This is a genomic window from Bradyrhizobium sp. SZCCHNR1043 (assembly GCF_032489675.1).
Taxonomy (GTDB): Bacteria; Pseudomonadota; Alphaproteobacteria; order Rhizobiales; family Xanthobacteraceae; genus Bradyrhizobium.
This window is the reverse complement of record NZ_JAUEYN010000001.1, coordinates 128,974-155,519: the sequence shown is the minus strand read 5'-3', so window position 1 is coordinate 155,519 and position 26,546 is coordinate 128,974. Positions and strand designations below refer to the sequence as shown.

At 66.0% G+C, this 26,546-nt stretch carries 24 protein-coding genes; 11 read left to right on the top strand and 13 right to left on the bottom strand.

Features of this window, described 5'->3' with window-relative positions:
- Positions 1 to 29: 29 nt before the first annotated feature.
- Together QX039_RS00525 and QX039_RS00520 are read right to left on the bottom strand one after the other, a co-directional pair.
- Positions 30 to 359 carry a hypothetical protein gene (locus tag QX039_RS00525; RefSeq protein ID WP_315739579.1) on the bottom strand — a complete coding sequence of 110 codons (330 nt, stop codon included), beginning with the start codon at positions 357 to 359 and terminating at the stop codon, positions 30 to 32.
- A gap of 118 nt (positions 360 to 477) precedes the next feature.
- Positions 478 to 2,502, bottom strand: coding sequence for a hypothetical protein (locus QX039_RS00520; RefSeq protein WP_315739578.1), 2,025 nt, complete (start codon positions 2,500 to 2,502; stop codon positions 478 to 480).
- Between the two features lie 281 nt (positions 2,503 to 2,783).
- On the opposite strand from QX039_RS00520, the gene QX039_RS00515 reads away from it, so the two are divergent.
- From QX039_RS00515 to QX039_RS00495, 5 genes are read left to right on the top strand one after another with little or no spacing between them, the layout of a single operon-like run.
- Entirely contained in the window at positions 2,784 to 3,668 is an 885-nt protein-coding gene (locus QX039_RS00515) for a peptidylprolyl isomerase (RefSeq protein WP_315739721.1), read from the top strand.
- Complete coding sequence (locus QX039_RS00510) at positions 3,665 to 4,645, top strand: HupE/UreJ family protein (protein WP_315739576.1); 981 nt, start codon at positions 3,665 to 3,667, stop codon at positions 4,643 to 4,645. Before QX039_RS00515 ends, QX039_RS00510 begins: the two co-directional genes overlap by 4 nt.
- Before the next feature lie 17 nt (positions 4,646 to 4,662).
- Positions 4,663 to 5,274 carry a HupE/UreJ family protein gene (locus tag QX039_RS00505; protein ID WP_315739574.1) on the top strand — a complete coding sequence of 204 codons (612 nt, stop codon included), beginning with the start codon at positions 4,663 to 4,665 and terminating at the stop codon, positions 5,272 to 5,274.
- Entirely contained in the window at positions 5,271 to 5,891 is a 621-nt protein-coding gene (locus QX039_RS00500) for a HupE/UreJ family protein (RefSeq protein WP_315739572.1), read from the top strand. The genes QX039_RS00505 and QX039_RS00500 overlap by 4 nt, the downstream gene beginning before the upstream one ends.
- Positions 5,892 to 5,936: 45 nt before the next feature.
- Complete coding sequence (locus QX039_RS00495; protein ID WP_315739571.1) at positions 5,937 to 6,428, top strand: prepilin peptidase; 492 nt, start codon at positions 5,937 to 5,939, stop codon at positions 6,426 to 6,428.
- A 19-nt stretch (positions 6,429 to 6,447) separates the two neighbouring features.
- Here the strand turns inward: QX039_RS00495 and QX039_RS00490 are convergent, their stop codons facing one another.
- The 10 genes from QX039_RS00490 to QX039_RS00445 are packed head-to-tail and all read right to left on the bottom strand — an operon-like array spanning position 6,448 to position 14,587.
- Positions 6,448 to 7,071 carry a hypothetical protein gene (locus QX039_RS00490; protein WP_315739570.1) on the bottom strand — a complete coding sequence of 208 codons (624 nt, stop codon included), beginning with the start codon at positions 7,069 to 7,071 and terminating at the stop codon, positions 6,448 to 6,450.
- Complete coding sequence (gene gspM, locus QX039_RS00485) at positions 7,071 to 7,634, bottom strand: type II secretion system protein GspM (RefSeq protein ID WP_315739569.1); 564 nt, start codon at positions 7,632 to 7,634, stop codon at positions 7,071 to 7,073. The genes QX039_RS00490 and gspM overlap by 1 nt, the downstream gene beginning before the upstream one ends.
- On the bottom strand, positions 7,631 to 8,707 hold the full coding sequence (locus QX039_RS00480; protein ID WP_315739567.1) for a PilN domain-containing protein: 1,077 nt from the start codon (positions 8,705 to 8,707) through the stop codon (positions 7,631 to 7,633). Before QX039_RS00480 ends, gspM begins: the two co-directional genes overlap by 4 nt.
- Complete coding sequence (locus QX039_RS00475) at positions 8,704 to 9,648, bottom strand: type II secretion system protein GspK (protein ID WP_315739566.1); 945 nt, start codon at positions 9,646 to 9,648, stop codon at positions 8,704 to 8,706. Before QX039_RS00475 ends, QX039_RS00480 begins: the two co-directional genes overlap by 4 nt.
- Entirely contained in the window at positions 9,648 to 10,367 is a 720-nt protein-coding gene (locus QX039_RS00470; RefSeq protein WP_315772847.1) for a type II secretion system protein, read from the bottom strand. Before QX039_RS00470 ends, QX039_RS00475 begins: the two co-directional genes overlap by 1 nt.
- The gene (locus tag QX039_RS00465) at positions 10,367 to 10,765 is read right to left on the bottom strand and encodes a type II secretion system protein (RefSeq protein WP_315772845.1); all 399 of its coding nucleotides are present in this window, start codon (positions 10,763 to 10,765) and stop codon (positions 10,367 to 10,369) included. The genes QX039_RS00470 and QX039_RS00465 overlap by 1 nt, the downstream gene beginning before the upstream one ends.
- The gene (locus QX039_RS00460) at positions 10,758 to 11,222 is read right to left on the bottom strand and encodes a prepilin-type N-terminal cleavage/methylation domain-containing protein (RefSeq protein ID WP_315717469.1); all 465 of its coding nucleotides are present in this window, start codon (positions 11,220 to 11,222) and stop codon (positions 10,758 to 10,760) included. Before QX039_RS00460 ends, QX039_RS00465 begins: the two co-directional genes overlap by 8 nt.
- Positions 11,215 to 11,691, bottom strand: coding sequence for a type II secretion system major pseudopilin GspG (gene gspG, locus QX039_RS00455; RefSeq protein ID WP_315772843.1), 477 nt, complete (start codon positions 11,689 to 11,691; stop codon positions 11,215 to 11,217). The genes QX039_RS00460 and gspG overlap by 8 nt, the downstream gene beginning before the upstream one ends.
- 20 nt (positions 11,692 to 11,711) lie before the next feature.
- Entirely contained in the window at positions 11,712 to 12,923 is a 1,212-nt protein-coding gene (locus QX039_RS00450) for a type II secretion system F family protein (protein ID WP_315739561.1), read from the bottom strand.
- Between the two features lie 8 nt (positions 12,924 to 12,931).
- Complete coding sequence (locus tag QX039_RS00445; protein ID WP_315772841.1) at positions 12,932 to 14,587, bottom strand: GspE/PulE family protein; 1,656 nt, start codon at positions 14,585 to 14,587, stop codon at positions 12,932 to 12,934.
- A 253-nt stretch (positions 14,588 to 14,840) separates the two neighbouring features.
- On the opposite strand from QX039_RS00445, the gene gspD reads away from it, so the two are divergent.
- From gspD to QX039_RS00425, 4 genes are all read left to right on the top strand, one after another.
- Positions 14,841 to 17,144 (top strand): type II secretion system secretin GspD, encoded by a 2,304-nt coding sequence (gspD, locus tag QX039_RS00440; RefSeq protein WP_315772839.1) that lies wholly within the window; start codon positions 14,841 to 14,843, stop codon positions 17,142 to 17,144.
- Positions 17,116 to 17,664 (top strand): tetratricopeptide repeat protein, encoded by a 549-nt coding sequence (locus QX039_RS00435; protein ID WP_315772837.1) that lies wholly within the window; start codon positions 17,116 to 17,118, stop codon positions 17,662 to 17,664. The genes gspD and QX039_RS00435 overlap by 29 nt, the downstream gene beginning before the upstream one ends.
- Before the next feature lie 268 nt (positions 17,665 to 17,932).
- A complete protein-coding gene (locus tag QX039_RS00430) occupies positions 17,933 to 19,810 on the top strand; it encodes an alkaline phosphatase family protein (RefSeq protein WP_315739556.1) in 1,878 nt (625 codons plus the stop codon).
- A 230-nt stretch (positions 19,811 to 20,040) separates the two neighbouring features.
- Entirely contained in the window at positions 20,041 to 21,162 is a 1,122-nt protein-coding gene (locus tag QX039_RS00425) for a hypothetical protein (RefSeq protein WP_315739555.1), read from the top strand.
- 73 nt (positions 21,163 to 21,235) lie between these two features.
- Here the strand turns inward: QX039_RS00425 and QX039_RS00420 are convergent, their stop codons facing one another.
- Entirely contained in the window at positions 21,236 to 22,105 is an 870-nt protein-coding gene (locus tag QX039_RS00420) for a ferritin family protein (protein ID WP_315739554.1), read from the bottom strand.
- Between the two features lie 209 nt (positions 22,106 to 22,314).
- Here QX039_RS00420 and QX039_RS00415 point away from each other — a divergent pair, with 209 nt between their 5' ends.
- The gene (locus QX039_RS00415; protein WP_409998900.1) at positions 22,315 to 24,609 is read left to right on the top strand and encodes a 4Fe-4S binding protein; all 2,295 of its coding nucleotides are present in this window, start codon (positions 22,315 to 22,317) and stop codon (positions 24,607 to 24,609) included.
- 10 nt (positions 24,610 to 24,619) lie between these two features.
- Complete coding sequence (gene nosZ / locus QX039_RS00410; RefSeq protein ID WP_315739552.1) at positions 24,620 to 26,545, top strand: TAT-dependent nitrous-oxide reductase; 1,926 nt, start codon at positions 24,620 to 24,622, stop codon at positions 26,543 to 26,545.
- Position 26,546: the final 1 nt, after the last annotated feature.

The following is a 26,546-nucleotide window of genomic DNA, read 5'->3' as shown; positions in this document are numbered from 1 at the left end:
GACGAGAGTGGAGACGCGGCGCGCGCCCGTCAGCGCGTCGGCATTTCGTCGGCACGAAGAATGTTGAGCCGCTCGCCGGGCTTCAGGCTGTGGGGCCGGTCGCGCACTTCCAGCACGGCCCGCTCGGCCTTCTCGACACAATCATCGAACTCGCCATTGCCGGCCTCGACCAGCGCCTGCTGAATGTCCCGCTCGGCGAAATAGCGCGAGACGTCGTCCGCCGGCAAGGTCGCCGCCTGCGCACGTGCCTCGGCCACCGCGGCGTCGCAGGCCTCCTGCGTCGGCTCCTCGTCATGCGCCGATGCGACGACGGTCGTGAGGGCAAGAACGGCGAGAATCACGGCGGACAAGCGAGGCATCACGTCGGCGAACCCCAGGGCACAGGTTTCAAAGACGAAGCACCGGTTCGCAAACCGGCGCTCGGAGCGAGCAGGATCCGACGGGGCGGTATCGTCCCGCCGGATCGATGCCGATCAATCAGTCGCGGTTGAAGGCCCAGCGACCCCAGTGGCCCCAGTGGCCCCAATGATCCCAGTCGTGCCAGTGGTGATGGTCGTGAGCCAGCTTTCGCGCCAGCTCCTTGTTCTTCTCCACCAGCAACTTGGGCGCATCGTACGGACGGACGAAGATCGGGTTCGCATAGAACCAGACGTTCGACCAGGCCTGCACGTCGTTGGTCACCTTCTTCACGCCGCCGACCGTGCCGAGGTGCGACGGACATGCCGGATCCGTGCAACTGACGGTGGCGTTGCTGGCGTCGAGCAGCGGATTGCCGGCGCTATCGGACACGTTCGGCGTGGCCGGCGGAATGTTGGTGCCGCGGGCGCGGATGTAGAAGGGAGTCTTGCCCGCGATGAAGGTGGTCCTGAAGCTGAGCCGGACCGAACCGTTGCGCAGCTTGCGGCTCTGCATCTTGGTCGCCTGGATCTGCTTCGCGATCTTGGCCGAGGGGTTGTAGACGATGGCCGCACCATCGACACCCTTGGCATTGGCCACCGCATAGCCCGGGGCGCCCGGCGCGATCGGACCGGTGATGTCGCCGGTAATCAGATCGACGTGGTCGAGATAGGGCTCGTTCAACGGCTGCTTGATGCCGACCGGCAGCAGCAGCGGATTGTTGAAGCTGTACGGGCTGTTGTTGGAGGCCGGAACGGTCATCTCCATCTCGAGCGTGACCTTCTCGCCGGGACGCACGACCAGCGTCTCGCCCATCGTCTTCCAGTCGTCGTCCCACTCACCCTTCGCACGGAACTCCATGTCGGAGTCGATGAGGTGGGCGTTGACCGAATAGGAGTTGCCCGAACGCATGCCGTCGATGATGGACTGCTGGGAGAAACGCCGCTCGTTCGGCACGTAGAGCCTGGTGTACTCGCCGGGGATGAAGTCCGCCGTCGTGCCGGGATCGCGCGCGCCATAGACGCCGCGGCTGTGCCAGTCCGAGCTCTGAAACAGGAAGAAGTTGCGGCCTTCGCCGAGCAGACCATCCCACAGCCCGCCGACCTTGGCGGTGTAGACGCCCTGCATGCCGTAGGTACCGCCGCCGACTGCGCCTGAGCCATAGGAGCCCGAGCCGCCGTTCACGCCGCCCTCGGCCATGTGACCCGGGGCTTCGATGCCGAACGCGACCGTCGGGCCGGCATTGTTGAAGTCACGGAAGTGCTCGATGTTGTAGCCGGCCGAGCCGTTCGGGTTGAACGGTCCCTGCCGCTCGGTATGGGTCGGCACCACATAGGATTGCAGCGGGTGGTTCGCCTGCAGCCAGGCGATGCCGGCAACGGCCTTCTGGTGGCCGGCCGTGCCGGAATTGTTGACATTGTCCTTGCCGGCCCAGACCGGGTTGTTGCTGGCATCGACCGGACCGATCGCGTCGGTGTCCCCGCGGTCGAAGCGATATTCGAACTCGGCCATCTTGTCGGCATTGCCGTAGCCGCGCGGGTTCTGGCCGGCGATCACGGCGACGTCGCCATGCTCGTGGCCGGGCAGGATCCACTCCAGGCCCTCGACCAGCACCTTGTTGTAGGTCGCGGTGCGATTGACGATGGTCGGGTACTCGATCTCCTTGATCGACTGCCAGCGCCACATCTTGGCGTTGGTGCCGGTGCCGTTCGGCGTGCCCTTCAGGCTGGTGATCGTGATGCCGTCGATGGTCTTGCCGAGCGTCTGGCTCCAATACGTCGTCGTGTTGTCGCCGGGGATGTTGGCGCTCGCATCGCTGAAGCGGCAATCACGATTGCCCGAACCGCCGTGGTTGCCGAGCGTGAACCAGTCGAGATCGAAATTGGTGCCGCCAGCAGCCGCGGTGCCCTTGCCGACCGAGCGGTCGATCGCATAGCCGGCTGCGACCGAACCGTCGGTGCAGGTGTTGTGGTTGTGCATGTCGCCGGCGACATACGGATTGTTCTTGCTCGCTTCCCCCCAACGCTCCCCAGCGTCGGCGCTCTGCGACAGAGCCAGCGAGACCGAGGCCGCTGTCAGCAGGATTTTCTTGGCAGATGGAACCATTATCGTCGCCCCTAAAGAATTCGATCGATCTCCAAACCGGATGACAACGCGACCGATGCGCCGTTGTCATTCGCGGCGCGAACAAACCAAAACTCGGAGACAGTTTGTTGAAGGATTTATTTTTGCCGGTGCCTTCCCAACGAACATTCGCGGTCCGCAGTCGTTGCGAAATTTTTGTGACACCGACGTTTGCCCGGTGACAACGGCAAGTGTGCCGTTGCATATACGCGCCGCGCAACGAGCGCGGTCCGAGTTGTAAAGAACGTATGTCAGCCCCTGCCATGTCGAATGCGGCGCAGACCTTCGAGAGCGCCTCTGCACGCTCCAATCAGCAAGATGGCAACAGCTCTTCCCCTGCGCGATCATCATCCGTGACCGCCCTGCGCGGGCTCAGCAGGGAGCCACTCCTGCACTTCCTTGTTCTCGGTGGCCTGATCTTTGCGGCCGATGCCATCATCCACCCGCCGGCGAAGGACGAGAAGGTCATCACCGTGACCAAGGCACTGCGCCAGTCCTTCGTCGACACGTTCGACGAGGACAAGCAGCGGACCCCGAGCGAGGCCGAGCTGCAGAAGATGGTCGAGGCCTGGGTCGCCAGCGAAATCCTCTATCGCGAAGGCAAGACGCTCGGCGTCGACCGCGGCGACGAGATGATCCGCGACCGTGTCGCGTTCAAGCTGCAATATCTGATCTTCGATCAGGTGCGCGTGCCACAGCCGAGCGAGGAGCAGTTGCGCGCCTGGTTTGCCGACAATCATGCCCGGTTCGACGAGCCCGAGCGTGTGAGCTTCCTCATGACGCCACCCAGCGACGAAGCGACGGCGCGGCGCTACCTGGACGACATTCGCGAGCAGCGCGAATCCGAGGAGCTGCGCGATCAGACGCGCGCGGTTCTCGACCGACCGGTACCGAGCCTGGCCACCGGCTTCGGCGACGGCTTCAGCGACGGCCTGCTCAAGGCGCCCCTCCAGGAATGGACCTTGCTGCAGTCGAAGGACGGGTGGCACGTGGTTCGTCTCGACGCCCGGACGCCGGGCGCTCCGGCGAAACTCGAGGACATTCGCGCCGAGGCGGCCAAGATCTGGCACACCGAAGAGACGCGGAAGCGGGCCTGGGAGGCGGTGAGCCGGCTCAAGGCCAACTACACGATCAGGTACGAGCCGTGACCGGCGCGCGCGCCCTGCTCGCCATCGTGCTCGCGCTCGCGGCGCTGCTGCCTGGGCGGCCGGCGGCTGCGCATCAGGCGACGATCGCCGTGCTCGAGTTTCGCGAGATGCGCTCCGGCGTCTATATCGGGCGATGGACGACCTTGCCGAAGGATGGCGTCAACCGCATCGATCTCAAGATGCCCCCGCATTGCTACCTTCGCCTGCCGGAGCTCAATTGCGGCGACAAGGGCCTCGTCGGACAGATGACGATCGCCAATCTCGGCGAGGACATGTCGGCAGCCATCATCCGTGTGACGTCCCTGGCTGGAGAGACGCGCAGCTACACGATCTCGGCGGCCAATCCGGTCGTGACGGTGCTCGGCACCGACGCGCCGACGCTCGAGACCTGGCTCGAGCTTGCGAAGACCTATGTCAATCTCGGCATCGACCACATCCTGCTCGGCGCCGATCACCTGCTGTTCGTGCTCGGGCTGATCTGGATCGTCCAGGGCGGCTGGCGCCTGCTCAAGACGATCACGGCCTTCACGATCGGCCACAGCGCCTCGCTCGCCGCAACGGCGTTCGGATGGATCGGCGTTGCCGAGGGGCCGCTCAATGCGTGCATCGCGCTCAGCATCGTGTTCGTCGGCGTCGAGATCGTCAAACAGCAGCGCGGCGAGACCGGGCTGACCGCCCGCTATCCATGGGCCGTCGCCTTCAGCTTCGGTCTCGTGCACGGCATCGGCTTCGCCAGCGCGCTGGCCGGGCTCGGGCTCGAGCGGCGGATCCTGCCTGCGGCGCTGCTCTTCTTCAATGTCGGCGTCGAGATCGGACAGATCCTGTTCGTGCTGCTGGTGCTGGCGCTGATCTGGGCGCATCGCCGCCTCGGCGCGGCGCTGCCGCGATGGGGCGCCGAGCTGCCGGCCTATGCGATCGGCTCAGTGTCGATGTTCTGGTTCCTGGGCCGTCTGGTGCGGGTTCTGGCGGCCGCATGATGACGAATGGGACGAACATGATCGCGCGCAAACTCCTGCACACCATGTTGGGTGCGGCGCTGCTCTCGCTGCTGTCGGCGGATCCGAGCCTTGCCCACGAGCAGACGGGCGTCGGCGGCGGGCTGGCCAGCGGCCTGCTGCATCCCTTGACGGGGCTGGATCACCTGGTCGCGATGGTTGCAGTCGGCATCTGGGGCGCGCAGCTCGGCGGCGCTGCGATCTGGATCCTGCCGGTCGTCTTCCCGCTGGTGATGGCGTTCGGTGCCGTCCTGGGAATCCTCAAGATCGGGCTGCCCGTCCCGGAGCTCATCATCGCGCTCTCGGCGCTGGTCCTCGGGCTTGCGGTCGCGCTGCGCATCCGTGTCCCGTTCGCGGTTGCGGCCGTCATCGTTGCGATCTTCGCCATCTTTCATGGCCACGCGCATGGCGTCGAGCTTCCGACGGCGGCGAATCCGCTGGCCTATGGCTGCGGCTTCGTGGTCGCGACCGGGCTTCTCCACGCCTGCGGCATCACCATCGGCGCGCTCGCGCGCTGGCCGGGCGGAGAGCGGATCATCCAGGGCGTCGGGGCAGCCATCGCCGCGCTCGGCGGCTACTTCCTGGTCGCCAGCCTGGGAGTCGCGGCATGAGCACGTTCCGCCGGACTGCGCTGCTCGCATCCGTGCTGCTGCTGACGCAAGCGCAGATCGCCGATGCCCACATCGTATCGGCCCGGCTCGGCGACTTCTACGCCGGTGCCCTGCATCCGCTGCTCACCCTGCAGGACGTCGTGGTCTGGGTCGCGCTCGGATTGCTGGCCGGCTCGCTCGGCGCGGCGAGCGGACGATGGCTGGTCGTGGTGTTTCCGGTCGGCCTATGTACCGGGCTCGCGCTTGCTGTCGGTTCGGGCGTCACCCTCGTTTCCCCGTTGATCGATGCCGCGACGATCCTCGTGCTCGGGCTGCTGCTGGCGGCGGCCTTGCGCATTCCCGTGACATTGCTGAGCGCGATCGCATTCGTGCTCGGCGTGATGCGCGGCGCCGCGAACGCCGGCGAGCTCGTGCCGCAGACCGACCGCCTCCTCTATGCCGCCGGGCTCGCCGGTGCGGGCTACGCCACCATCACCCTCGTGATGGCGCTCGCGCTCAGCTTCAGGCGTCCCGACACCGAGCCGCTGTCGAGCTGGCGCGGGATCGCCGTGCGCGCGGTCGGCGGCTGGGTCGCCGCGATTGGCCTGATGATGGCGGGACTATCGCTCGCATCCTGAGCCGCCTATGCTCAGGCGATCTGACACCGCTAGTCCCCACATCGCGTGACGAACGCCATCAACATCCTCTCCATCCTCGTGCTGCTCCTGACCTGCGCCGGCCTGATCTGGACGGATCTGCGCAGCGGCCTGCTGCCGGACTGGATGAATGCGCTGGTCGCTGCCAGCGGCTTTCTGAGAACCGCGACGCTCGTCGATCTGCCCGAGGCCCTATGGACCGTCGCTGCGGCCCTTGCCGTCGGCTTGGCCCTGTTGCTGCTGCGCCGACTCTACGTGATGGCCCGCGGCCGCCACGGGCTGGGCCTCGGCGACGTCAAGTTTCTCATGGCGGCAACGTTCTGGGCCGGCCTGCCGAGTCTGCCGATCCTGCTGCTCATTGCCACGACGACGGCACTCGCCGCGGCGCTCGCGCTCTCCGTCACGGGCCGCCGGCTGACAGCCCAGACGGCACTGCCGTTCGGTCCGTTCCTCGTCCTCGGCCTGCTTGCCGTGCTCGTCCTGCAAGCCAGCAGCAGTGAGTTGATCGTGACCTTCTGAATACCGTGGGACGATGTCCTCATCGCGCGCGCCGCGCCATCCGCTCGCGTCCGCCCGGTGGCATGGGCGGGGTCATCGGCGCCGCCTGCACGTCGCTGTTTGCCGTCGTGCCGAGCTGCGGCATCTGCAGGGTGACTGTCTCCGGTGCCTTCAGCAGCGAGGCCTCGCGCGGTCGCAGCGACTGCAGCACCCATCCCTCATGCGAGGCGCCGACCCGCAAGCGAAGCGATGCCTGCGACGAGGCATCGACGAAGATGCCGAAGCTCTCCTCATCCCCGATGACCGTGCCCACGAGTTGCAGGTTTGGTCGTTCCGGCTCTCTCGGCGGCGGAGGCGGCGGCGCGCGCATCACCATGACGGGTGCGGCAACCGGCGGCGGCCGGCGCGAGGCCGAGAAGATCGGACGATCGCGCGTCGCCGAGAGAGCGCTGATGGGAACCTCCCACAGCGGATTGGCGCTCGTGCCCGCCGGGACTTGCACGCTGGCAGCAGCGGCCGGCCGGTTGGAGTCGAATGGCGCGGCCTGGACGGGCGGAGCAGGCTCGAGACCATCCGCCGTCTCGCCGCACGCCCGGCCGAGCGAAGCTGTAAGAATGCACACGGTCGCAACGGTGACGAGACCTGGGCGGACGAACGATCGCATCACATCTTTCCTTGCCATTGGCCCGACACGGTGACCAGCACCGTCAGCCGCCCCACGCCGCCGGCAGCAGCCGCCAGCGGCTGCTGCACGTGCAGTTGATCGACGAAGAGAAACGGCAATCCGGCTTCGAGGTCATAGAGCAGCTGCTGCAGCGCCGGCTGTTCGAGCTCGCAGCTCGCCACGACGCTGATCAGGTTGGTGGTGGCGCGTGCCGCCGGCAGCTCGACCTGGGTCGACAGCACGCTGCCGCCGACCTTGCTGATCGCCTCCGTGAGGCGCTGCACCAGCGCCGCGCCCGCGATGGTGACCGTTCGTCCTTCGACGAACATCGATCCGCCCGAAGCCGTCGCGCTGCCCGCGGCCGAACTGCCGCCCGGCCGTTTGCGTCCGGAAAACTGCGCCAGCTGCGCGTTGGTGTCGTTGAGCTGACCGCGCTTGGCGACGAGATCGACGACCGCTGCAGCACCAAGCCAGAGCAGCGCCACGATGGTCACCGCATAGAGGATCGCAGAAGCGGCCGGCGAGTTAACAAAGATTCGGCGCAGCGATGTCGACCAGTTCATGCCCGGTCTCCGAAATAGGCGTTGATGCGCGCCTCGATATGGAAGCGCTCGCCCGCTTCCCCGGCGGTGCGCGTCGTCGGCGCGTAGAAGGTGGCGCGGCTGAACTGCGGCGATTGCTCGATCAGCCCAATCAGCGCGGGCGCATCCTGGGTCAGGCCGGAGATCTGCAGCCGATCGTTCTCGATATGCATCTCGACGACATACGTCCCGTCGGGCAGAATCTTCGACAGCGTGTCGAGGACGATGACGCTGGCGGGGCTGGTCTGCTTGCGCTTGGCGAGCAGCCCGTCGGCGGCGGTGGCGCCCATCGCGGGCCGCAAGGCGGCGCGAAGCCGCGCGACCTGCGCCTGGGCGTCATCGAGCTCACCATCCACATATCCGCCGATCAATGTCGTCGTGATCAGCAGCATCGCCGTGGTCGCAGCCACCGACAGCCAGCCGAGCTTGAGCACGCGCCCGAGATCGCAGCCGCCGACGAACGACGAGCGCAGCGACGTCTTGAAGATCTGGATGGGGGCGGCATCGGGTGAGCCTGAGCCGACGTCGGTCGTGATGACGAGCTTTGCGGCGCCAACCTGATCGGCCAAGGCGAGCAAGGGCTGGACCAGAGCCCGCGGCGTCGCCGCGAGCGTTAGTGCGATCCGGTCGTTGGCAGTGCGTGGGGCGCTGTAACCGTAGAGGACCTGTTCGAGATTCCACGGCGTCAGCCTGCCGATCTGGGTCCGGATCATGCCGTCGAGAAACGGCTCGGCCTGCTTCGGATAGTCGAGGGGGCGGATCAGGACGCTCTCGGCGGCAAGATGAATCTCCAGCGCGGCGCCGCGCAGCGTTCGCAGCCACTCCGGCGAGAGCCCGGCCAGCGCTGCGCCCGCGGCCGGATTCACCCTTGCCGGCGCCAGCGTCGGTTTCGCCTTCGGCGGCGCCTGCACCGTCATGACGACGGTTTCTGGCTGATCGTAGCGGATCAGGACCCGCGGACGTCTGAGCTGCCGATCGGCTACGGCCTCGATCGCTGCGGCGACGCTCGCCGTCCACACCGTCAGTCCGCGCTCGATCGCTTCGGTCAGCTTCATGGCATCCTCCGCGCCTGAAGCGCTCCCCTCGGTTGCGGCCCCTCGTCCTGCCGCGCCTGCAGCCGATAAGGCTCCTCGCCTTCGCCGGGAACGATCACCGCCGTCGCCGCATGACGAAGCCCGCCCGCCGGACCGACGACGATGCGTAGCCGGTAAGCCTTGCTCCTGCCCTTGGCGGCATCCTTCGCAGCGGGGCCCAGTGCCTTGACAAGCGTATCGGCATCCTGTGACAGCGACGCCCGCGCGTTGAGGAAATCCTTCAAGATCAGTGGCGTCATTCCCGGCAACGCTGCAACGACTTCCGGCGCCGCGATCGTCGGATCGATGCCGGGAGAGCCGTTGAAAACGGTCACCAACGGAAGCACCCGATCGATCAGCGATGCGGGAATGCCGAGGACGAGCGACAGCTCGCCGACATGCGCGAACGGCGCCAGGCGCGGCACCCGTTTGAGACCGGCCGCCGCGTAGCGCGCCTCCTCCGCCTGGGCCTTGGCTGCATTGGACGGCTTGGAGCGCCACGCAACCACCCGCTCGGCATGATCCTTGGCAACGTCCCGGTCGACGCCCAACGTGACGAAGAGATTTTCGAGCATGTCCTCCGACGCGGTGTTGAGATCGATCCGCGCCGCTTCGTTGACGAACGAGACCGCAATGTCGTTGCCTGCAAGCGCCAGCCGGAAACCGCCCTGTCTCGGCCGCTCCTCGTCCTTGGACAGCAGCAGACGATAGGCCGAGAGTTCGATGGCCGCCGAGATCAGCGCATCGGCCTCGACCGCCTCGTCCTCGAGCCGCAGCAATCGCGCCGAGCTTCCCAGTTGCTGCGAGACGACCACGACGAGGGCGGCCAGCGCCGCAAGCATCCAAAGCGCCGCAATGAGGATGAAGCCATCCTGCGCGCCGCGCCCGTCGGCAGAACCTCTGGTGACGGAAGGGGCCGGCATCAATCGATCGGCTCGCTCTTGTTTGGTTGCGGCGGCTCGGCCGCGGCCGGCTGGTTCGCGGTGCCGCCCGTTCCCGTATCGGCAAAGCCGCCGCCCGGCGCATCGACCTGAATACGGACAGCGCTGACGAGAACCGCGGCGCCGCCGCGGCTGTCGTCGTACACCGTCATGCGAACGGCGGACGGCAGCCTGGTCGCATCGCGCCACTCCGTCGTCCACGCCATCGTCCTGTCAGCATAGGCGAACGACATGCGGAACGGCGCAGACAACAGCACCACGGGATCGCCGAAACGGAAATGCTCGGTCACTGGCTGACCGACCGACACAGGCTCGAACGCGGCACGCGATCGCCGCAGAGCGCGCTCGCCCCTGCTCCCTTCCTCGCCGATGCGCACGATATCGAGGCCATGTCCCGCATTCGGACCAAACTCGGCGCGCACGAACACCGCCGAGACCTCGTTGCCCACGAACAGCGGTCCCTTCTGCTCGCGATTGGCCGAAACAAACTGCGCGGCGGCGAAATCATCGCCGACCCGCCGCAGCGCAGCGGCCACCATCTCCGCGCGCTGCACGCGATCCAGGCCACGCTTCCACGCCGGCAGCCATTGCGACGTCACTGCGGCCAGCGCCGACAAGACGATGCCGGCAATCGCGAGCGCGCCGAGCGCCTCGATCAGCGCGAAGCCCTGCTGTTGCGGCCGATCGGATCGGAGGATCATCAGCGCGCTCCTCGCGCGAGGCGGACCGTCTGCACATCGGCCATGGCGCCCGAGCCGGTCTTGACGCGCAAGGTCACCGCCTCCGGAATCCACCCGGTCTGTCCGGCCGGTTCATTCCAATCACCGCCGAGCGGCCTGATCTGCAGCACCACCGCGCCGGAGCCGGAGCGCTGATCGGTGCTGCCCGGCTGCAGCCGGCCGCGATCGGCCAGCAATGTGGCCAGCGCCAGCCTCATGTCGGTGACGAGGGTGACGTGCTGCTCGAGCTTGCGAACACTGGCCGCGTTGCATGACACCACGGCGCCGATGGCGATGATCGACACGCTGACGATGGCGAGGGCGACGAGCACCTCGATCAGCGTGAAGCCGGCTTCGCTGCGATCAGCGGTCTCAACCATTGGCGAGCGCGCGCGAGACAATGTCGATTCTCCCCGTCAGCCAGTTCACCCTGATCTCCAGGCTCAGATCGGCGCGCGACAATGTGATCGCTCCTCCGCAGGACAGTCCGTCAGGAAAGAAGCTGATCGTCGCTAGCACCGGCCGATGCTGGCAGCTGCGCGGCAACGTCGCCAGGAACGCGACATCGTCGGGCAGCTTCAGCGCAGCCGCGCCGCTACCGGAGCGGATCAGGCGGCGCGACGTGTCGATCTCGGTGTCGACGCGCGTGCCTGTCCGCATCGACGAGGCACGATCGGACTTCAGGAGCGTCGCCGCTTGCAGCGCATAGGCCTGCAGCCGCGGCCGCGACGTCTGCCGCGGCAGGTAAGGCAGCGCGACGGACGCCAGCAGCGCGACGATCGCGAGCACACAGACCATCTCGAGCAGCGTAAAGCCGCGCTGGCCGTCGTCACTCACCGCGCGCGCTCGTCTGCGTTCCCAGGACGATGTCCGCCGCCGTCCCGCTGCCGCCCTCCTGGCCATCGGCGCCGTAGGACAGGATGTCATACGGGCCGTGATCGCCCGGTGCGCGGTAGACGTAGGCCGTGTTCCACGGATCTTTCGGGACGGCCCCGCCTCTGAGATAAGGACCGTTCCAGGTGCTCAGTCCGGCCGGCCGTTGCGCCAACGCACCGAGGCCTTCCGAGGTCGAGGGGTAGCGGCCGGCATCGAGATAGAACAGGTCGAGCGCCGCCGAAAAGCTCTGCAACTGGATCCGCGCTGCCTTGGTCTTGGATTCGCTGAGATAGTTCAGAACGCGCGGACCGATCAGCCCCATGATCAGCCCGATGATCGTGATCACGACCAGCATCTCGACCAGCGTGAAGCCGCGCTCGTGTTCGCGCCCGGCCCTCATGGCCGGCCCGATCTGCGTATCCGATCTCATGTCGTTCTCCTTGATGTCGGTCAGCCGACCAGTTGCGTCACCGAAAGCAGGGCCGTCATGATCGAGACGATCAGGCCACCGACGACCACGCTGATGAGCAGAATGGCGGCGGGACCGACGATGCCGACGACACGGTCGAGTCCCCGTTGCAGCTTGGCTTCGTAGAACTCTGCGATCCGGGTCGACAGCGTCGGCAGTTGGCCGGTCTCCTCGCCGAGCCGCAGCATGCGCAGCGCCATCGGCGGCAGCGTGTTGTCGGCCGACAGCGCCTGGGACAGCTTGCCACCGTGACGGACGCGATCCGCCGCCGCCGACCATGGCGCGCGCGACGACGTCACCGCCATCACGTCAACGAGGATGCGCAGTGCCGCGCTCAGATTGACGCCGCAGCCGAGCAGCAGGCCGAGATTGCGGCAGAACAGGCTGGTTCGATAGAACAGCAGGAGGCTGCCGATGCCGGGCGTCACCGCCAGCACACTGGTCAGGCCGGCGCGAACCGCGGGCTGACGCAACAGCCACCAGCCTGCCGCAAGCAGCGCCGCACAGCCGAGCGTGATCGCAGCTGCATTGGCGCGCAGCAGATCCGACATCGTCATGAAGAAGCCGAGCGCGGTATCGGCACGGCCACCGAAGTCGCGCAGCACGGCGGAGAAGTTCGGCAGCACGGCCACGAGAAAGAACAGCATTACGCCGATCGCCGCGAGGAACACGAAGGCGGGATACTGCATCGCGTCGGTCAATTTGCGGCGCGTCGCCTCCGAACGCTCGCGTTCGCCGGCCAGCGCGGTCAGCACATGATCGAGCGTTCCCGACGCCTCCCCGACGCGCATCAGCGCGACATACATCGGCGAGAACAGCTGCGGCTGGGCAGCCGCCGCGTCGGCGAAGCTTTCACCGGCCATGATCGCCGCGCGCAGCCGCGCCACCACGGGACGCAGGCGACCGATGTCGGAATCGCCGGACAACAGATCGAGCGCGTCGTCGAGTCGCGCGCCGGCCTTGAGCAGCAGGGCCAGATCGCGCGTGAACGTGGTCACCTCAGCCGCGGACGGAGCGCCGAAGGAAAGTCCGGACGCACCGCCCGTCCGCTCCTTCGTCTCCTCGACGGTTTCGATCGGCAGCAGCTGCAGATAGGAGATGCGCCGCTCGACCTCGCCGCGCGACGGCGCGTCGAGAGATCCGACGACGATTTCACCGGATTGCGTCAGGGCGCGATAGCGGTAGCTCGGCACGATCCACCTCACCGCGCCACGAGGACACGAAGCAACTCGGAGGCCGAGGTGACGCCGGCGCGGCACTTGGCGACACCGTCGTCGAGCATCGTCGTCATGCCTTCCCGGATCGCCAGCCGATCGATCGCGAGGCCGTCGGCACTGTCAGCGATCAGCTCACGCAGGCTGCTGGTCAGCTCGAGCAGCTCGAACACGCCGACACGGCCGCGATAGCCGCTCTGACCGCATCGCTCGCATCCCGTCGGATGCCAGGTGATGTCGCCGGGCACGAGGCCGAGATGACCGAGGCGCGGATCCTGGCGGCACGTCTCCTCATCAAGCGGCTGCGGCGTCTTGCATTGATCGCAGAGCTGGCGCACCAGCCGCTGCGCGATCACCGCGCGCAGGGTCGAGCGCAACAAGAAGCCTTCGACGCCAAGGTCGAGCAGGCGCGGCACCGCCGCCGCGGCGGTTTCCGTGTGCAGCGTCGTCAGCACCAGATGGCCGGTCAGCGCAGCATGGACGGCGACATGTGCCGTCTCGCTGTCTCGGACTTCGCCGACCATGATGACGTCGGGATCCTGACGCACGAAGGAGCGCAGCGCGCTCGCGAATGTCAGCCCGATCGCCGGCTTGATCTGCGACTGATTGATGCCGGGGATCTCATATTCCACCGGATCCTCGACAGTGAGGATCTTGCGCTCCGGCGTGTTGAGCATGGACAGGATCGTCGCCAGGGTCGTGGTCTTGCCGCTGCCGGTGGGCCCCGTGATCACGATCATGCCGTGCGGCAGCGTGATCAGGCGCCGGAGTGCGGTGTCGTCGCGCGTGGAGAGGCCGAGACGGCTCGCCACGAGCTGCGAGCGATCCTTCGGCAGGATGCGCAGCACCGCCGATTCCCCGTGCTGGGTTGGCATGATCGCAACACGGACGTCGATCTCGGCCCGGCCAGCGCGAATGCGCGCGGCCCCGTCCTGCGGCAGACGCCGCTCGGCAATGTTGAGACCGGCGACGATCTTGATGCGCGAGATCACCGCCTGCGGCAGCACGCCCGCAGGCGCCGCGATCGGACGCAACAGGCCATCGACCCGCAGCCTGACCACGAGACCGGTCGAGAACGGCTCGATGTGGATGTCGCTGGCGCGCATCTCGACGGCCTTCTCGATCAGGTCGTTGACCGCGCGGACGACCGGCGCGCCGCTCGCGAGATCGCGCAGGCTTTCGATGTCGTCGTCGCGGAGCTCCTGCGCCGGCGAGATCTCGGCCTCGTCGGAATCGCCAAGTCGTTGGTCGAGGACGACGGCGATATCGTCATGCGAGGCGACCTTGAAAAGAGTCTGCGGGCCGAGCACCAGCTCGGCGGCCCGGCGCACGGCCTGATCGGTCGGGTCGGCCATCGCGAACACGGCGGCGCCGTCAGAGTCTTTGTATGGATAGCCGAGCACTTCGCGCAGGAAGCGATCGGAGAACTCACTCACCGCGGGCAGTGCCGCCATCAGCTCGCGCAGCGCGACGCGCTCCAGTCCGGTGAAGCCGGCAACCTCCTCCGCGAAAACGTCGGCGGTCAAGCCGAACCTGTCCCAGAGCGCGATCTGCGTTTCGCCCGCGGCTCCGCCTTCGCCCGCCGCCAGGGGATGGCGCTCGCGAAGATAGGCATGGAATTGGGTCGACAGTGTACCGCTCATGGCGTGATCCGGGTGGCGCCCGTGCCGGCTCTACGTCTCGGCACGGCGCAACTGGCGACCGACGTTATCGATCGCGAACATGACGGCTGTACGAATGTGGACGGCGCGGACATTTCCGACACACATGTCGCGCAAAGGCGGGCGGCATCAGGCAAAGATACATAAGTGTCACATTGGACCGCTATGCAGGCTGCGCGGTCGAACGAGGCGCGATCCTGGTTCGGCCGGTCAACACGAGTAGATCGGTAAGTCCATGTTTCGTATCGGCAATCGAAGCCAGTCCGCTGCGGTTGTCAGACATGCCTGGCTGCTGACCATCGCGGTGCTGCTCGCGTCCTGCAACATGGCAACCCTCAATTCCCAGGCCAGCGCGCCGGCCGATGTCGACGTCATCGACAAGGTGCGCTCGCTCGATATCCTGCCGCGCGACAATGCACCGGTCGCATCGATCCAGGGACGCCCCGAGGTCGAGCGCGCGAGCGCGCGGACCTATCAGGGGACCACGGTTCAGGAGGTCGCCGAGGTCAGGCCGCTTCCGGCGGCCGATGGCAAGGGCTATGACCTCAATTTCGAGAACACGCCGATCGCAGTGGTCGCGAAGGTCGTGATCGGCGACATCCTCGGCGCGGGCTACGCGATCGATCCCCGCGTGCAGGGCAGCGTCAGCCTGGTGTCGGCGCGGCCGGTGCCGAAATCCGACATCCTGTTCGTGCTGGAGAGCGCGCTGCGCCTGTCGGGCGTCGTGCTGGTCCGCGAAGGCGGCGGCTACAAGCTGACCCCGCTCGGCGACGCTATCGGCGCCGGACGCGTCGACGGCGAGGCCGGCCGCGCCGAGCCCGGCTACGGCGTCTCCGTCGTGCCGCTGCAATATGTCGGCGCGCAGACGATCCTCAAGCTGATGGACAGCTTCGCGACCCGGGCCGGCAGCGTGCGCGCCGACACCACCCGAAACCTGCTGCTGATCCAGGGCACAGGAGCCGAGCGACGCTCCGCGATCGAAACCGTGATGAGCTTCGACGTCGACTGGATGCGCGGCCAGTCGGTCGGCATCTTTCCCGTCAGCAATTCGGCCCCCGAGCCGTTGATGGCGGAGCTGGAGAAGATCATGGATTCCGGCGAGAACGGGCTGAGCCAGAGCCTGGTCAAGCTACAGGTCGTCAATCGCCTGAACGCGATCATGGTCGTAACGCGCAAGCCGGCGCTGCTGCAGAGCGCGGCGACCTGGATCCGCCGGCTCGACCAGGCCGACTCCGGGCGCACCAGCGTCCACGTCTACCGCGTCCGCTACGGCGACGCGCGCCAGCTCGCCAAGGTGCTCACCGACATGTTCGGCGGCGCCGGCTCGTCCTCCACCGACGGCGCCGACGGCCAGACCGCGCCGGGGTCCGACGGCACGACGACGTCGGTCGCCGATCGGCTCTCCTTCAACACCAATGCAGCGGGATCATCGAGTTCGAGCGCCAATCCGGCGAGCCGGTCCCAAGGCGGTGGTCTCTCGAGCATGTCATCTTCGAGCACGTCGTCCTCCAGCAGTACGCCGTCCTCGACCGGGCTGGAGCCACGCAGCAGTGCTGCCGGCGGAGGCCAGGCCATCATGCCGAATGTCCGGATCACCCCGGACACGGTGAACAACTCGCTGCTCATCTATGCCGACCGCGAGAACTACCGCATCATCTCCAGCACGCTGCAGCAACTCGACCAGCCGGTGCTGCAGGTCGGGATCGACGCCACGATTGCCGAAGTGACGCTCACCAACGAGCTGTCCTACGGCGTGCAGGCCTATCTTTCGAGCAAGGTGCTCGGCCTCGGGACCGACAAAGGATCGATCACCAATACGCAAGCCACGTCGGTGGCCACGGCCACGACATCCGCGGCGACGACGGCCTTGATCAACCGCGCTCTGCCCGGCTTCAACTTCCTGATCGGGCACGAAGCCTCGCCCAACATGATTCTCGACGCACTCCATACTGTCACCAGCGTCAAGGTGCTCTCCAATCCCTCGCTGGTCGTGATCAACAACCAGACCGCCACCCTGCAGGTCGGCGACGTCGTGCCGGTATCGACCGGCAGCGCGACCGTACTGTCGTCGAGCAACACGGTGGTCAACACCATCGACTATCGCAACACCGGCATCATCCTGCGCGTCGTGCCGCGGATCGCCGCCAACGGCAATGTGCGGCTCGAGGTCGAGCAGGAGATCAGCAACGTCGCCGCCCAGACCGCCGCGAGTCTCACGCCGACGGTGTCGCAGCGCAAGGTCAAGAGCGCCATCTCCGTCGCCAACGGCCAGACCGTGCTGCTGGCGGGCCTGATCAGCGAGCAGCAGACCGGCAATCGCAACGGCATTCCGGGCTTCGACGAGATTCCGGTTCTTGGCGACGCGTTCTCGCATCAGGGCAAGAAGGGCACGCGCACCGAGCTCATCATCTTCATCCGGCCGCAGATCATTCGCGACGGCAGCGATGCGCATCAGGTCGCAGAAGAACTCCGTTCCAAGCTCCGCGGATCAGTCGGAGCGAGCATCACGGATGATTTGCGTGTCCGCACCACCCGTTGACCCCAGCCAAGTGATCCGGCCGACGATGGGGCGCCTCGCCATCGCCTGCACCGCAGCCATCCTGCTGCTGGGAGCACTGGCCTCGCCCGTTCGCGCCGATTCGGTCAGCACCGCACGCATCGCCTATGCGCGCGGCGACTTCGTCCGCGCCGTGCGCGTGCTGACCCCGCCTGCCCTGCGCGGCGATCCACGCGCTCAGGCGATGCTCGGCTTCATGTATGAAAACGGCTTTGGAACCCCGCAGGCCTACGTGGTCGCCAGCGATCTCTATTGCCAGGCCGCCGCAGCCGGCAATCCGTTCGGCCAAGCGATGCTCGGCCTGATGTACGACAAGGGTCATGGCGTTCCACAGGACGTCGTGCTCGCCTACAAATGGCTGAACCTTGCTGCCGGACATGCCAAGTCGACCCAGCGCAGCTACTTCCTGCGGCTTCGCAACGCCGTGGCCTCGAAGATGTCGGCCAGCCAGATCGCCCTGGGCCAGGCCCTCGCGCTGGGCTGGGTCCCGGGCCAGCTCTGACCGGCATCGTCGATCGGCGATCTTCTTCAGAGTTCAGAGCGAGCCCGCTTCCTGCGGCGATGAGCGACGGCCCGCCGGCATGTGATGCCCGGCCTGCACGATGCTGCGCCGTGCGTCTCCTGCATCTACGCAAACGCGCGTTTCGCGCGCATTTCACAAAACCGAAGCAAGACCGACACCACGTTGCAATTTGTTGCCGCGATAAATTGCCGCAGGCGAGCAGCCATTCGTAAGCGCGCGCCACCACCCCACTCCGTCCGGAGATGTCATGACCAGAACAGTCACGCGGTCCAAGGCGCTCGCCCTTGCGACCACCGCCGTCTTCACCGCGACCAGCGTCGCACCAGCCTTCGCCGGCGCGGCGACCAGCACCCCGATCGAGCACGTCATCATCATCGTCGGTGAGAACCACACCTTCGACAATCTGTTCGGCACCTACAAGCCGAAGGCTGGTCAGGCCATCGACAATCTGCTCAGCAAGGGCATCGTCAACGAGGACGGCACGCCGGGGCGGCATTTCAAGAAGGCGGAACAGCGGATCGGTCGCGACGAGGCTCGCTACAGTGCCGAGACCGCGTCCACTGGCGCCTACGCAACGCTGCCGCAGCCCTACACCACATATGGAATCGGCCTGCCGCAGAACGTCCTCGACACCCGCTTCCCGGCCAATCTTCCCAATGGCCCGTATCAGATTTCGAAATACGTCTCCTACGCCGCCTATACCGGCGATCCGGTGCACCGCTTCTTCCAGATGTGGCAGGACATCGACGGCGGCAAGCACGACAAGTTCGTGTGGGTCGAGCAGACCATCGGCACCGGCTCGAACGGACAGCCCTATCCGGCCGGCGGGTTCAACCCGATGGAAGGCGCCATCTCGATGGGCTTCTACAACATGAACCCGTTCACCGATGCCGCCGGCAAGGCCCAGCCCGGTGACGCGCCGTTCTTCAAGCAGCTCGCCGACGAATATGCGATCAGCGACAATTATCATCAGGCCATCATGGGCGGCACCGGCGCCAACTTCCAGGCCCTCGTGACCGGCCACGCCGCGTTTTTCACCAACCCCGAGACGCTGAACGGCGCCCCGGCCGTGCCCTATGCCAACCAGATCGAAAATCCGGATCCGGTTGCCGGCACCAACAACTACTACAAGCAGGACGGCTACAGCGGCGGCTCCTACGTCAACTGCTCCGATCCGTCAGCGCCCGGCGTCGCCGCCATCAACGAGCAGCTGTTCAAGAACGGCGTCACCAGCAACAATTGCGCGTCGAACCATTATTATCTCGTCAACAATTACAGCATGTTCTGGAACCAGACCAGCGCGAAGCCGAATGCGCTCGGCTCCGACAAGTTCGTGCTGCCGCCGCAGAGTGCGCCGACCATCGCTGACGTGATGACGGCAAAGGGCGTGTCCTGGAAGTACTACAGCGCCGATCGCGGCGACGACGCCACCACCTTCGCCAAGAGCGTCGACGGCGTGCCGCTGCTGTTCCACTCCTATTGCGGCATCTGCGACCCGCTCACCGGCTTCAACAAGATCATGAAGACTCCGACGGAGGAAGCCAAGCTGCAGAACTACGGCGCCTTCGTGAAGGACGTGCAGAACAACACGCTGCCCGCCGTGTCGTTCGTGCGTCCGTTCGAGGCGCTCGCAGGGCATCCCGCCGATTCGACCACCGACCTCTACGAAAAATTCCTCGAGGCCCTGATCAATCGCGTCAAGGCCAACCCGCAGCTCTGGGCCAAGACCGCGATCTTCATCACGACGGACGAGGGCGGCGGTTACTACGACTCCGGCTATGTCCAGCCGGTGGACTTCCTCGGCGACGGCACCCGCATTCCCTTCATCCTGGTCTCGCCGCTGGCCAAGAAGGGCCATATCGATCACACTTACTACGATCACGTCTCGCTGCTGAAATTCATCGAGCGCAACTGGCGGCTGCCCACGATCTCCGCCGTCAGCCGCGACCGGCTGCCCAACCCGATTCATGATCGGGACGACAACCGCTACGTGCCGAAGAACCGTCCGGCGATCGGCGACCTGATGAACCTGTTCGCCTTCAGCGATAACGATGGCGATCACGATCACGACGGCGGCTGGCATCATCACGACCACGGTGAGCACGGACACGGCGACGACCGCTGATCGACGGGAGTCTGCCGTTGTCAAGAACAGCCCGCCGCACACGTTGCGGCGGGCCCTTCTGTGCATTGTCCGCGGCGGACGACATTGATGGTGCACCGAATTGCAACATCGTGACGCCGTCAGCGGATTGTCAGCCGATCGTCACGCCCCCGTTATCGACCCTCCGCATCGTCCCGCCGCCGCTTAATGAAGCGGCGCGATGCAACCGAGGTCTTGGGGGATCTTGTAGAATGTCACTTCGATCATCATTCAAATCTGCCTTTCACGAACTGCTCACATTGTCTGTCACGATGTTGTTGCTCGCGTTCGCCGCTGCCGCGCCAAGCCTCGCGCACGATCACGGCTTCGACGACGACGACGACGACAGCTACGCCATCGGTCTGTGGGGCGACCTACCCTATTCCACGCTGCAGGCCACCGTCGGCGTCCCGAACCTGATCGCGGACATGAACGCCCACCGGCTGAAGTTCACCGCGCATGACGGCGACCTGAAGCAGGGCTCCAATTCCGCCTGCGACGCCGGCCTCTATGCCCAGGCGCTCGCCTTCTTCAACAGCCTCGAGGCGCCGGCCATGTTCACGCCCGGCGACAACGACTGGGTCGATTGCGATCGCCCCTCGAATGGCGGCTTCAACTCACGCGACCGGCTCGACTACGAGCGCAAGGTGTTCTTCTCGACGCCGTTCTCGCTCGGCCAGCGCAAGCTGCGCCAGGAGGTGCAGACCGATCCGCTGTGTCTCAGCGCCAACGGCACCAAGGTCGGCTGCGTCGAGAATCGCCGCTGGACCGTTGGCCGCGTGACCTATGCGACGCTGAACATCCAGGGCTCCTGCAACAATCTCTGCGACACCAATCCAGATCCGGACGAATACAACGCGCGCAATGCAGCCGTGATTCTCTGGATGCAGCAGACCTTCGCAGAGGCCAGGAAGCGCCATTCCGCTGCGGTGATGTTCATCACCCAGGGCAACCCGGGCTGGGACCAGGCCGATCCCACGCGCGCGCCGCTGCGCGATCCCAAGACGCTCGCCGAGACGGACGGGCAGCCGGACGGCTTCATCAGCTTTCTGACCGCCTTACGCACCGAAGTCGAGGCGTTCCGCAAGCCGGTCGCCTACGTCCACGGCGATTCCCATTACTTCCGGATCGACCAGCCGTTCCTCAACAGTGCCGGCCAGCGGCTGGAGAACTTCGTTCGTGTCGAAACGTTCGGCGACAATCAGGGCAACGGCAACAACGACGTGCGCTGGGTCAAGGTGACCGTCGATCCGCGCAGCCGCGACGTGTTTTCCTTCCAGCCCGTCACGGTGCCGGCGAACCGCACCGCCGTGCCGGCGCCGACCCGCAACTAAGCCTCATCATGATCGGGTCGCCCAGCCTGGCTGGGCGACCCTCGTCTTTCGCCAAGCAGCTCTGAAGTTGGACTCAACCGAGCGACCGCAGCCAGGCCAGCCGGGCGATCGCCTGCGACGCCAGCCGCTGCATCAGATCGAGCCGGTCCGGTTCGGTCGCTCGCTCCGCATGCTCCAGATACGCGTCCGCGAGCGCCTCCGCCAGCACGGCTGCATCGGCTTGCGCGAGCGCCGCCGGCAGGCGCAGCAGGTCCGCAACCTCCGATGCCATTGCCGCGGCTTCATACGCAAGCTCGCGCACGCGATCCGCCGGGCGGCCAGCGGCGCGCGCAGCCATCGCGCCGAGCAGTTCCGCGAGGCGGCGTTCCAGCCGGCCGGCGTCGATCGTGCCCGTGTCCGACGCCACCGTCGCCGCGCGCCTGGCGTCGGCCTCAAGATGATAGGCACGGCGCCGCTCCTTGCGCAGCGTCGCGACGTGACCGAGTTCCTCTCGCGCCATGGCCTCGGACGCCTTCTTGACCTCGGGATCATCGGCAAATGCCGCGACATAGGACCAGAACGCGAAGGCCCGCTCCTCGTTGCGCACCGCCATCGACAGCGCGCGGTACGGCGTCATCAGCCGTGAGTCCTGGATTTCGCGCGCCGCGCCGGGCTCAAAGGTCTCCGGCGGCTGCCAGCGCACCAGCGACACATCGGGGGCACGCCCCGTTCGCGCTTGCGACCATTGCGCGACACTGTCGACATGCTCGCGCTCGGCCGCGGCCAACCTCGCGAAGACGTCGGCCAGATCGAGCCGGCCTTGACGCTGCATCTCTCCGGACAGCTCGTCGTAGCGATCGGCCGCCTCCTGCTCCATCGCATTGGCGAGCGCGAACAGCTCGTCAATCGAATGCAGGTTCCCGGCCGGTTCCGACTTGAGCGAAAGCGTGCGTGACAACAACATATGATAGTCTGCCTGATTGTCCTGGCCTGTTTGATCCAGCGCAACGTCCGTCGGATTGCGACCCACTAGACAACCGGCACGATAAGGAGTCAATTTAGCCCGACTCTATTTGCTCCGGGATTGTCAATGGCGACGATCCCTTCCTTCCCCGAAACAGTCCTGACTGGAATACGGCCCTTCGTGGGCCGGCCGTTCCGCTTGAGGTGATCATGGTTGCGAGTGATGTCGCCACCAAACGGTGGCGCATGCCTGCTATCTTGGTAGCAATCCTCATCGGGCTCTGCACGATCGCGGCCCCGCGCGCAGCACATGCTGCCGGCGATCTCGCAACCTACCTCTCGAAGATCACGCCGGGCGAGCTCTTCCCCGATGCGGATCGTTTCGGCGTGCCGCAAGGCGAGCCGCCGATCATGCCGGTGTATCGCGGCGATCAGCTCAAGGGTTACGTCTATCTCAACTCCGATTTCGCCAATTCCGTCGGCTATTCGGGCAAGCCGATCCACATCCTCGTCGGCATCGATCCCAAGGGCGTCATCACCGGGCTGAAGCTGGTCGATCACAAGGAGCCGGTCGTGCTGATCGGCATTCCCGAGCCACGCATCGTTGCCGCACTCAATGGCCTGCTCGGCAAGGACATGACGCCGATCGCGCACGGCGCAGAACATGCGCCGCAGGCCGACATCGTCTCGGGTGCCACGGTCACCGTGCTGGTGATGCACGACAGCATCGTGCGCGCCGCCACGCGCCTGATCCGCAGCGGCCGCATTGGTGCCGGCGCTGCGGCGAGCGCCGCCACAGCACAGCCGGGCGTGACCAGGACGGTCGATCCCGACAAGAGCGAGATCCGTGACTGGGGCAGCCTGCTCGGCGACGGCTCGGTGCGGCGCCTGCATCTCAGCATCGGCGACGTCAACGACGCATTCGCCAAGTCGGGCAATGCGGCGGCCGCGCAAAATCCCGAGCCCGGCGATGCCGGCGACACCTTCATCGATCTCTATGTGGCCATGGCCAGCGTGCCCACCATCGGCCGCAGCCTGCTCGGCGACGAGGGCTATCAGCGACTCAAGCAGCGGCTGCAGCCCGGACAGCAGGCGATCGTCGTCGCCGGCGACGGCGTCTACTCGTTCAAGGGCTCCGCCTATGTCAGGGGCGGCATCTTCGACCGCATCGAGGTGCTGCAGGAGGGAGGGAGCACACGGTTCCGCGACAAGAACCACATGCGACTCGGTGCGCTGGCGGCCGCCGGCGCCCCTGCCCTGCGCGAGATCGGGCTGTTCGTCACGCCGCCCGAATTCACGCTCGACCCGACCGAGCCATGGCAGCTCCAGCTCCTGGTGCAACGAAGCACCGGCAGCCACGACAAGGCGTTCCTGACCTTCGATGTCGACTACACCGTTCCAGACGTTTATCTGAAGCACGAGACGCGCGCCGCTGCGACGCCGGCGACGGCCGCACAGCCCGCCCCGGCCACCGCGCAACCAGTCACTGACGACACCGAAGAGCCGTTATGGATGCGCATCTGGCGCTCGCAGACGGTCTCCATCGGCATCACCGCGCTCGCGCTGGCCGTGCTCACCGGGATCTTCTTCTTCCAGAACATTCTGGTGCGCCGTCCCCGGCTCTACACCTGGGTCCGCCGCGCCTATCTCCTGTTCGTGCTGGTCTGGCTCGGCTGGTACGCCAACGCCCAGCTCTCTGTCGTCAACGTCGTCACCTTCATCAACGCGCTGCTGACCGGCTTCCATTGGGAGTTCTTCCTCGCAGCGCCCTTGATCTTCATCCTGTGGGCGGCAACGGCGGCTGGACTGCTGTTCTGGGGCCGCGGGCCGTTCTGCGGCTGGCTCTGTCCGTTCGGCGCGCTGCAGGAGCTGACCAACACAGTGGCAAAATGGCTCAAGGTGCCGCAGATCACGGTGCCCTGGGGGCTGCACGAGCGGCTGTGGCCGATCAAATACATCATCTTCCTCGGCCTGTTCGGGCTGTCGCTGTATTCGGTCGCGCTCGCCGAGCAGGTCGCGGAGGTCGAGCCGTTCAAGACGGCGATCATCCTGAAATTCTCGCGCAGCTGGCCGTTCGTGCTGTATGCCGCGGCGCTGCTCGGCATCGGCCTGTTCATCGAACGCTTCTTCTGCCGCTATCTCTGCCCGCTGGGCGCCGCGCTCGCGATTCCCGGTCGCATCCGCACCTTCGAATGGCTGCGCCGCTGGAAGGAGTGCGGCTCGCCCTGCCAGCGCTGCGCCAAGGAATGCCCGGTGCAGTCGATCCATCCCGAGGGACACATCAACGTCAATGAGTGCATCTACTGCATGCATTGCCAGGAGCTCTACTACGACGACCAGCGCTGTCCGCACATGATCCAAGTCCGGCTCAAGCGCGAGAAGTTCGAGGCGATGTCATCGCCGTCGATGCGCGCCGCCAAATCCGGTCCGAAGACCGTGATCACCCACGCCGGCCGGCCGACGACGGCGCCGGCCCAATCCAACGATCTCACCCATCCATCATAAGGAGACGACGATGGCGCACGACGACGACCAGACGAAACTCAGCCGCCGGCAGATCGTCGGCACCGCCGCACTGGGCGCGGCCGGCGTGGCCGGCAGCATCGGCCTCGGCAAGAGCATCGAGACGACACCGGCCGCGGCGCAGGCGCGAGCTGGACAGAGCGGGGGCAAGGCCGAGGTCGCGCCGGGTCAGCTCGACGAATACTACGTCTTCTTCTCCAGCGGCCAGACCGGCGAGCTTCGCATCGTCGGCATGCCGTCGATGCGCGAGCTGATGCGCATCCCCGTCTTCAACCGGTGCAGCGCCACTGGCTGGGGCCAGACCAACGAGAGCCGCAAGATCATGACCGAGGGGCTGCTGCCCGAGACGCGCGAGCGGCTCAAGGATCGGCTCGGCATCTGGATGAACGGCGACTGCCACCACCCACACATGTCGTTCACCAACGGCACCTATGACGGACGCTACGTCTTCATCAACGACAAGGCCAATACCCGCCTAGCCCGCATTCGCACCGACGTCATGAAGTGCGACAAGATCATCGAGCTGCCGAACCAGTACACGATCCACGGCATGCGTCCGCAGAAATTCCCGCGCACCGGCTACCTGTTCTGCAACGGCGAATATGAGGTGCCACTGCCGAACGACGGCAAGGTGCTCGACGACAAGTCGAAATACTGGTCGATGTTCTCGGCCGTCGACGGCGACACCATGACGGTTGCCTGGCAGGTGATCGTCGACGGCAATCTCGACAACACCGATTGCGACTACCAGGGCAAATATGCCTTCGCGACCTGCTACAATTCCGAGAAGGGCGTGACGCTCGCCGAGATGACCGCGAGCGAGCAGGACTGGGTGACGATCTTCAACATCAAGCGCATCGAGGAGGCCGTCAAGAAGGGAGACTTCAAGGAGATGAACGGCGTTCCCGTCATCGATGGCCGCAAGGGCTCGCCCTACACCCGCTACGTTCCGGTCTCGAACAGCCCGCACGGCCTCAACACGGCCCCTGACGGCATCCATGTCGTCGCCAATGGCAAGCTGGCGCCGACGGTCACCGTGATCGACGTCCGCCTGATCGACAACCTGTTCGACGACAAGATCAAGCCGCGCGATGTCGTCGTGGCCGAGCCGGAGCTCGGCCTCGGGCCGCTGCACACCGCCTTCGACGGCCGCGGCAACGCCTACACCACGCTGTTCCTTGACAGCCAGGTCTGCAAATGGAGCCTCGATCTCGCCAAGCGCGCCTTCAAGGGCGAGAAGGTCAACCCGATCATCCAGAAGCTCGACGTCCACTATCAGCCGGGCCACAACCACGCCTCGATGGGCGAGACCAAGGAAGCCGACGGCAAATGGCTGCTGTCGCTGAACAAGTTCTCCAAGGACCGTTTCCTGAATGTCGGCCCGCTCAAGCCGGAGAACGACCAGCTGATCGACATCTCCGGCGACAAGATGGAGCTGGTGCACGACGGCCCGAGCTTCGCCGAGCCGCACGACGCCGTGATCGTGCATCGCTCCAAGCTCGAGGGGCGCGTGACCTCGATCTGGAAGCGCGACGACCCGTTCTTCGCCGACGCCCGCAAGCAGGCCGCGGCCGACGGCGTCACACTGGAGAGCGACGCCAAGGTGATCCGCGACGGCAACAAGGTGCGCGTCTACATGTGGTCCAGCGCGCCTGCCTACGCGCTCGAGAAGTTCGAGGTCAAGCAGGGCGACGAGGTGACCGTCTATGTCACCAACATCGACGACGTCGAGGACCTGGTGCACGGCTTCTGCATCGTCAACTACGGCGTCAACATGGAGATCGATCCGCAGCAGACCTCGTCCGTGACGTTCATCGCGGACAAGCCCGGCGTGTACTGGTATTTCTGCACATGGTTCTGCCACGCCATGCACATGGAAATGCGCGGACGCATGCTGGTCTCGCCGCGGAACGCGTGAG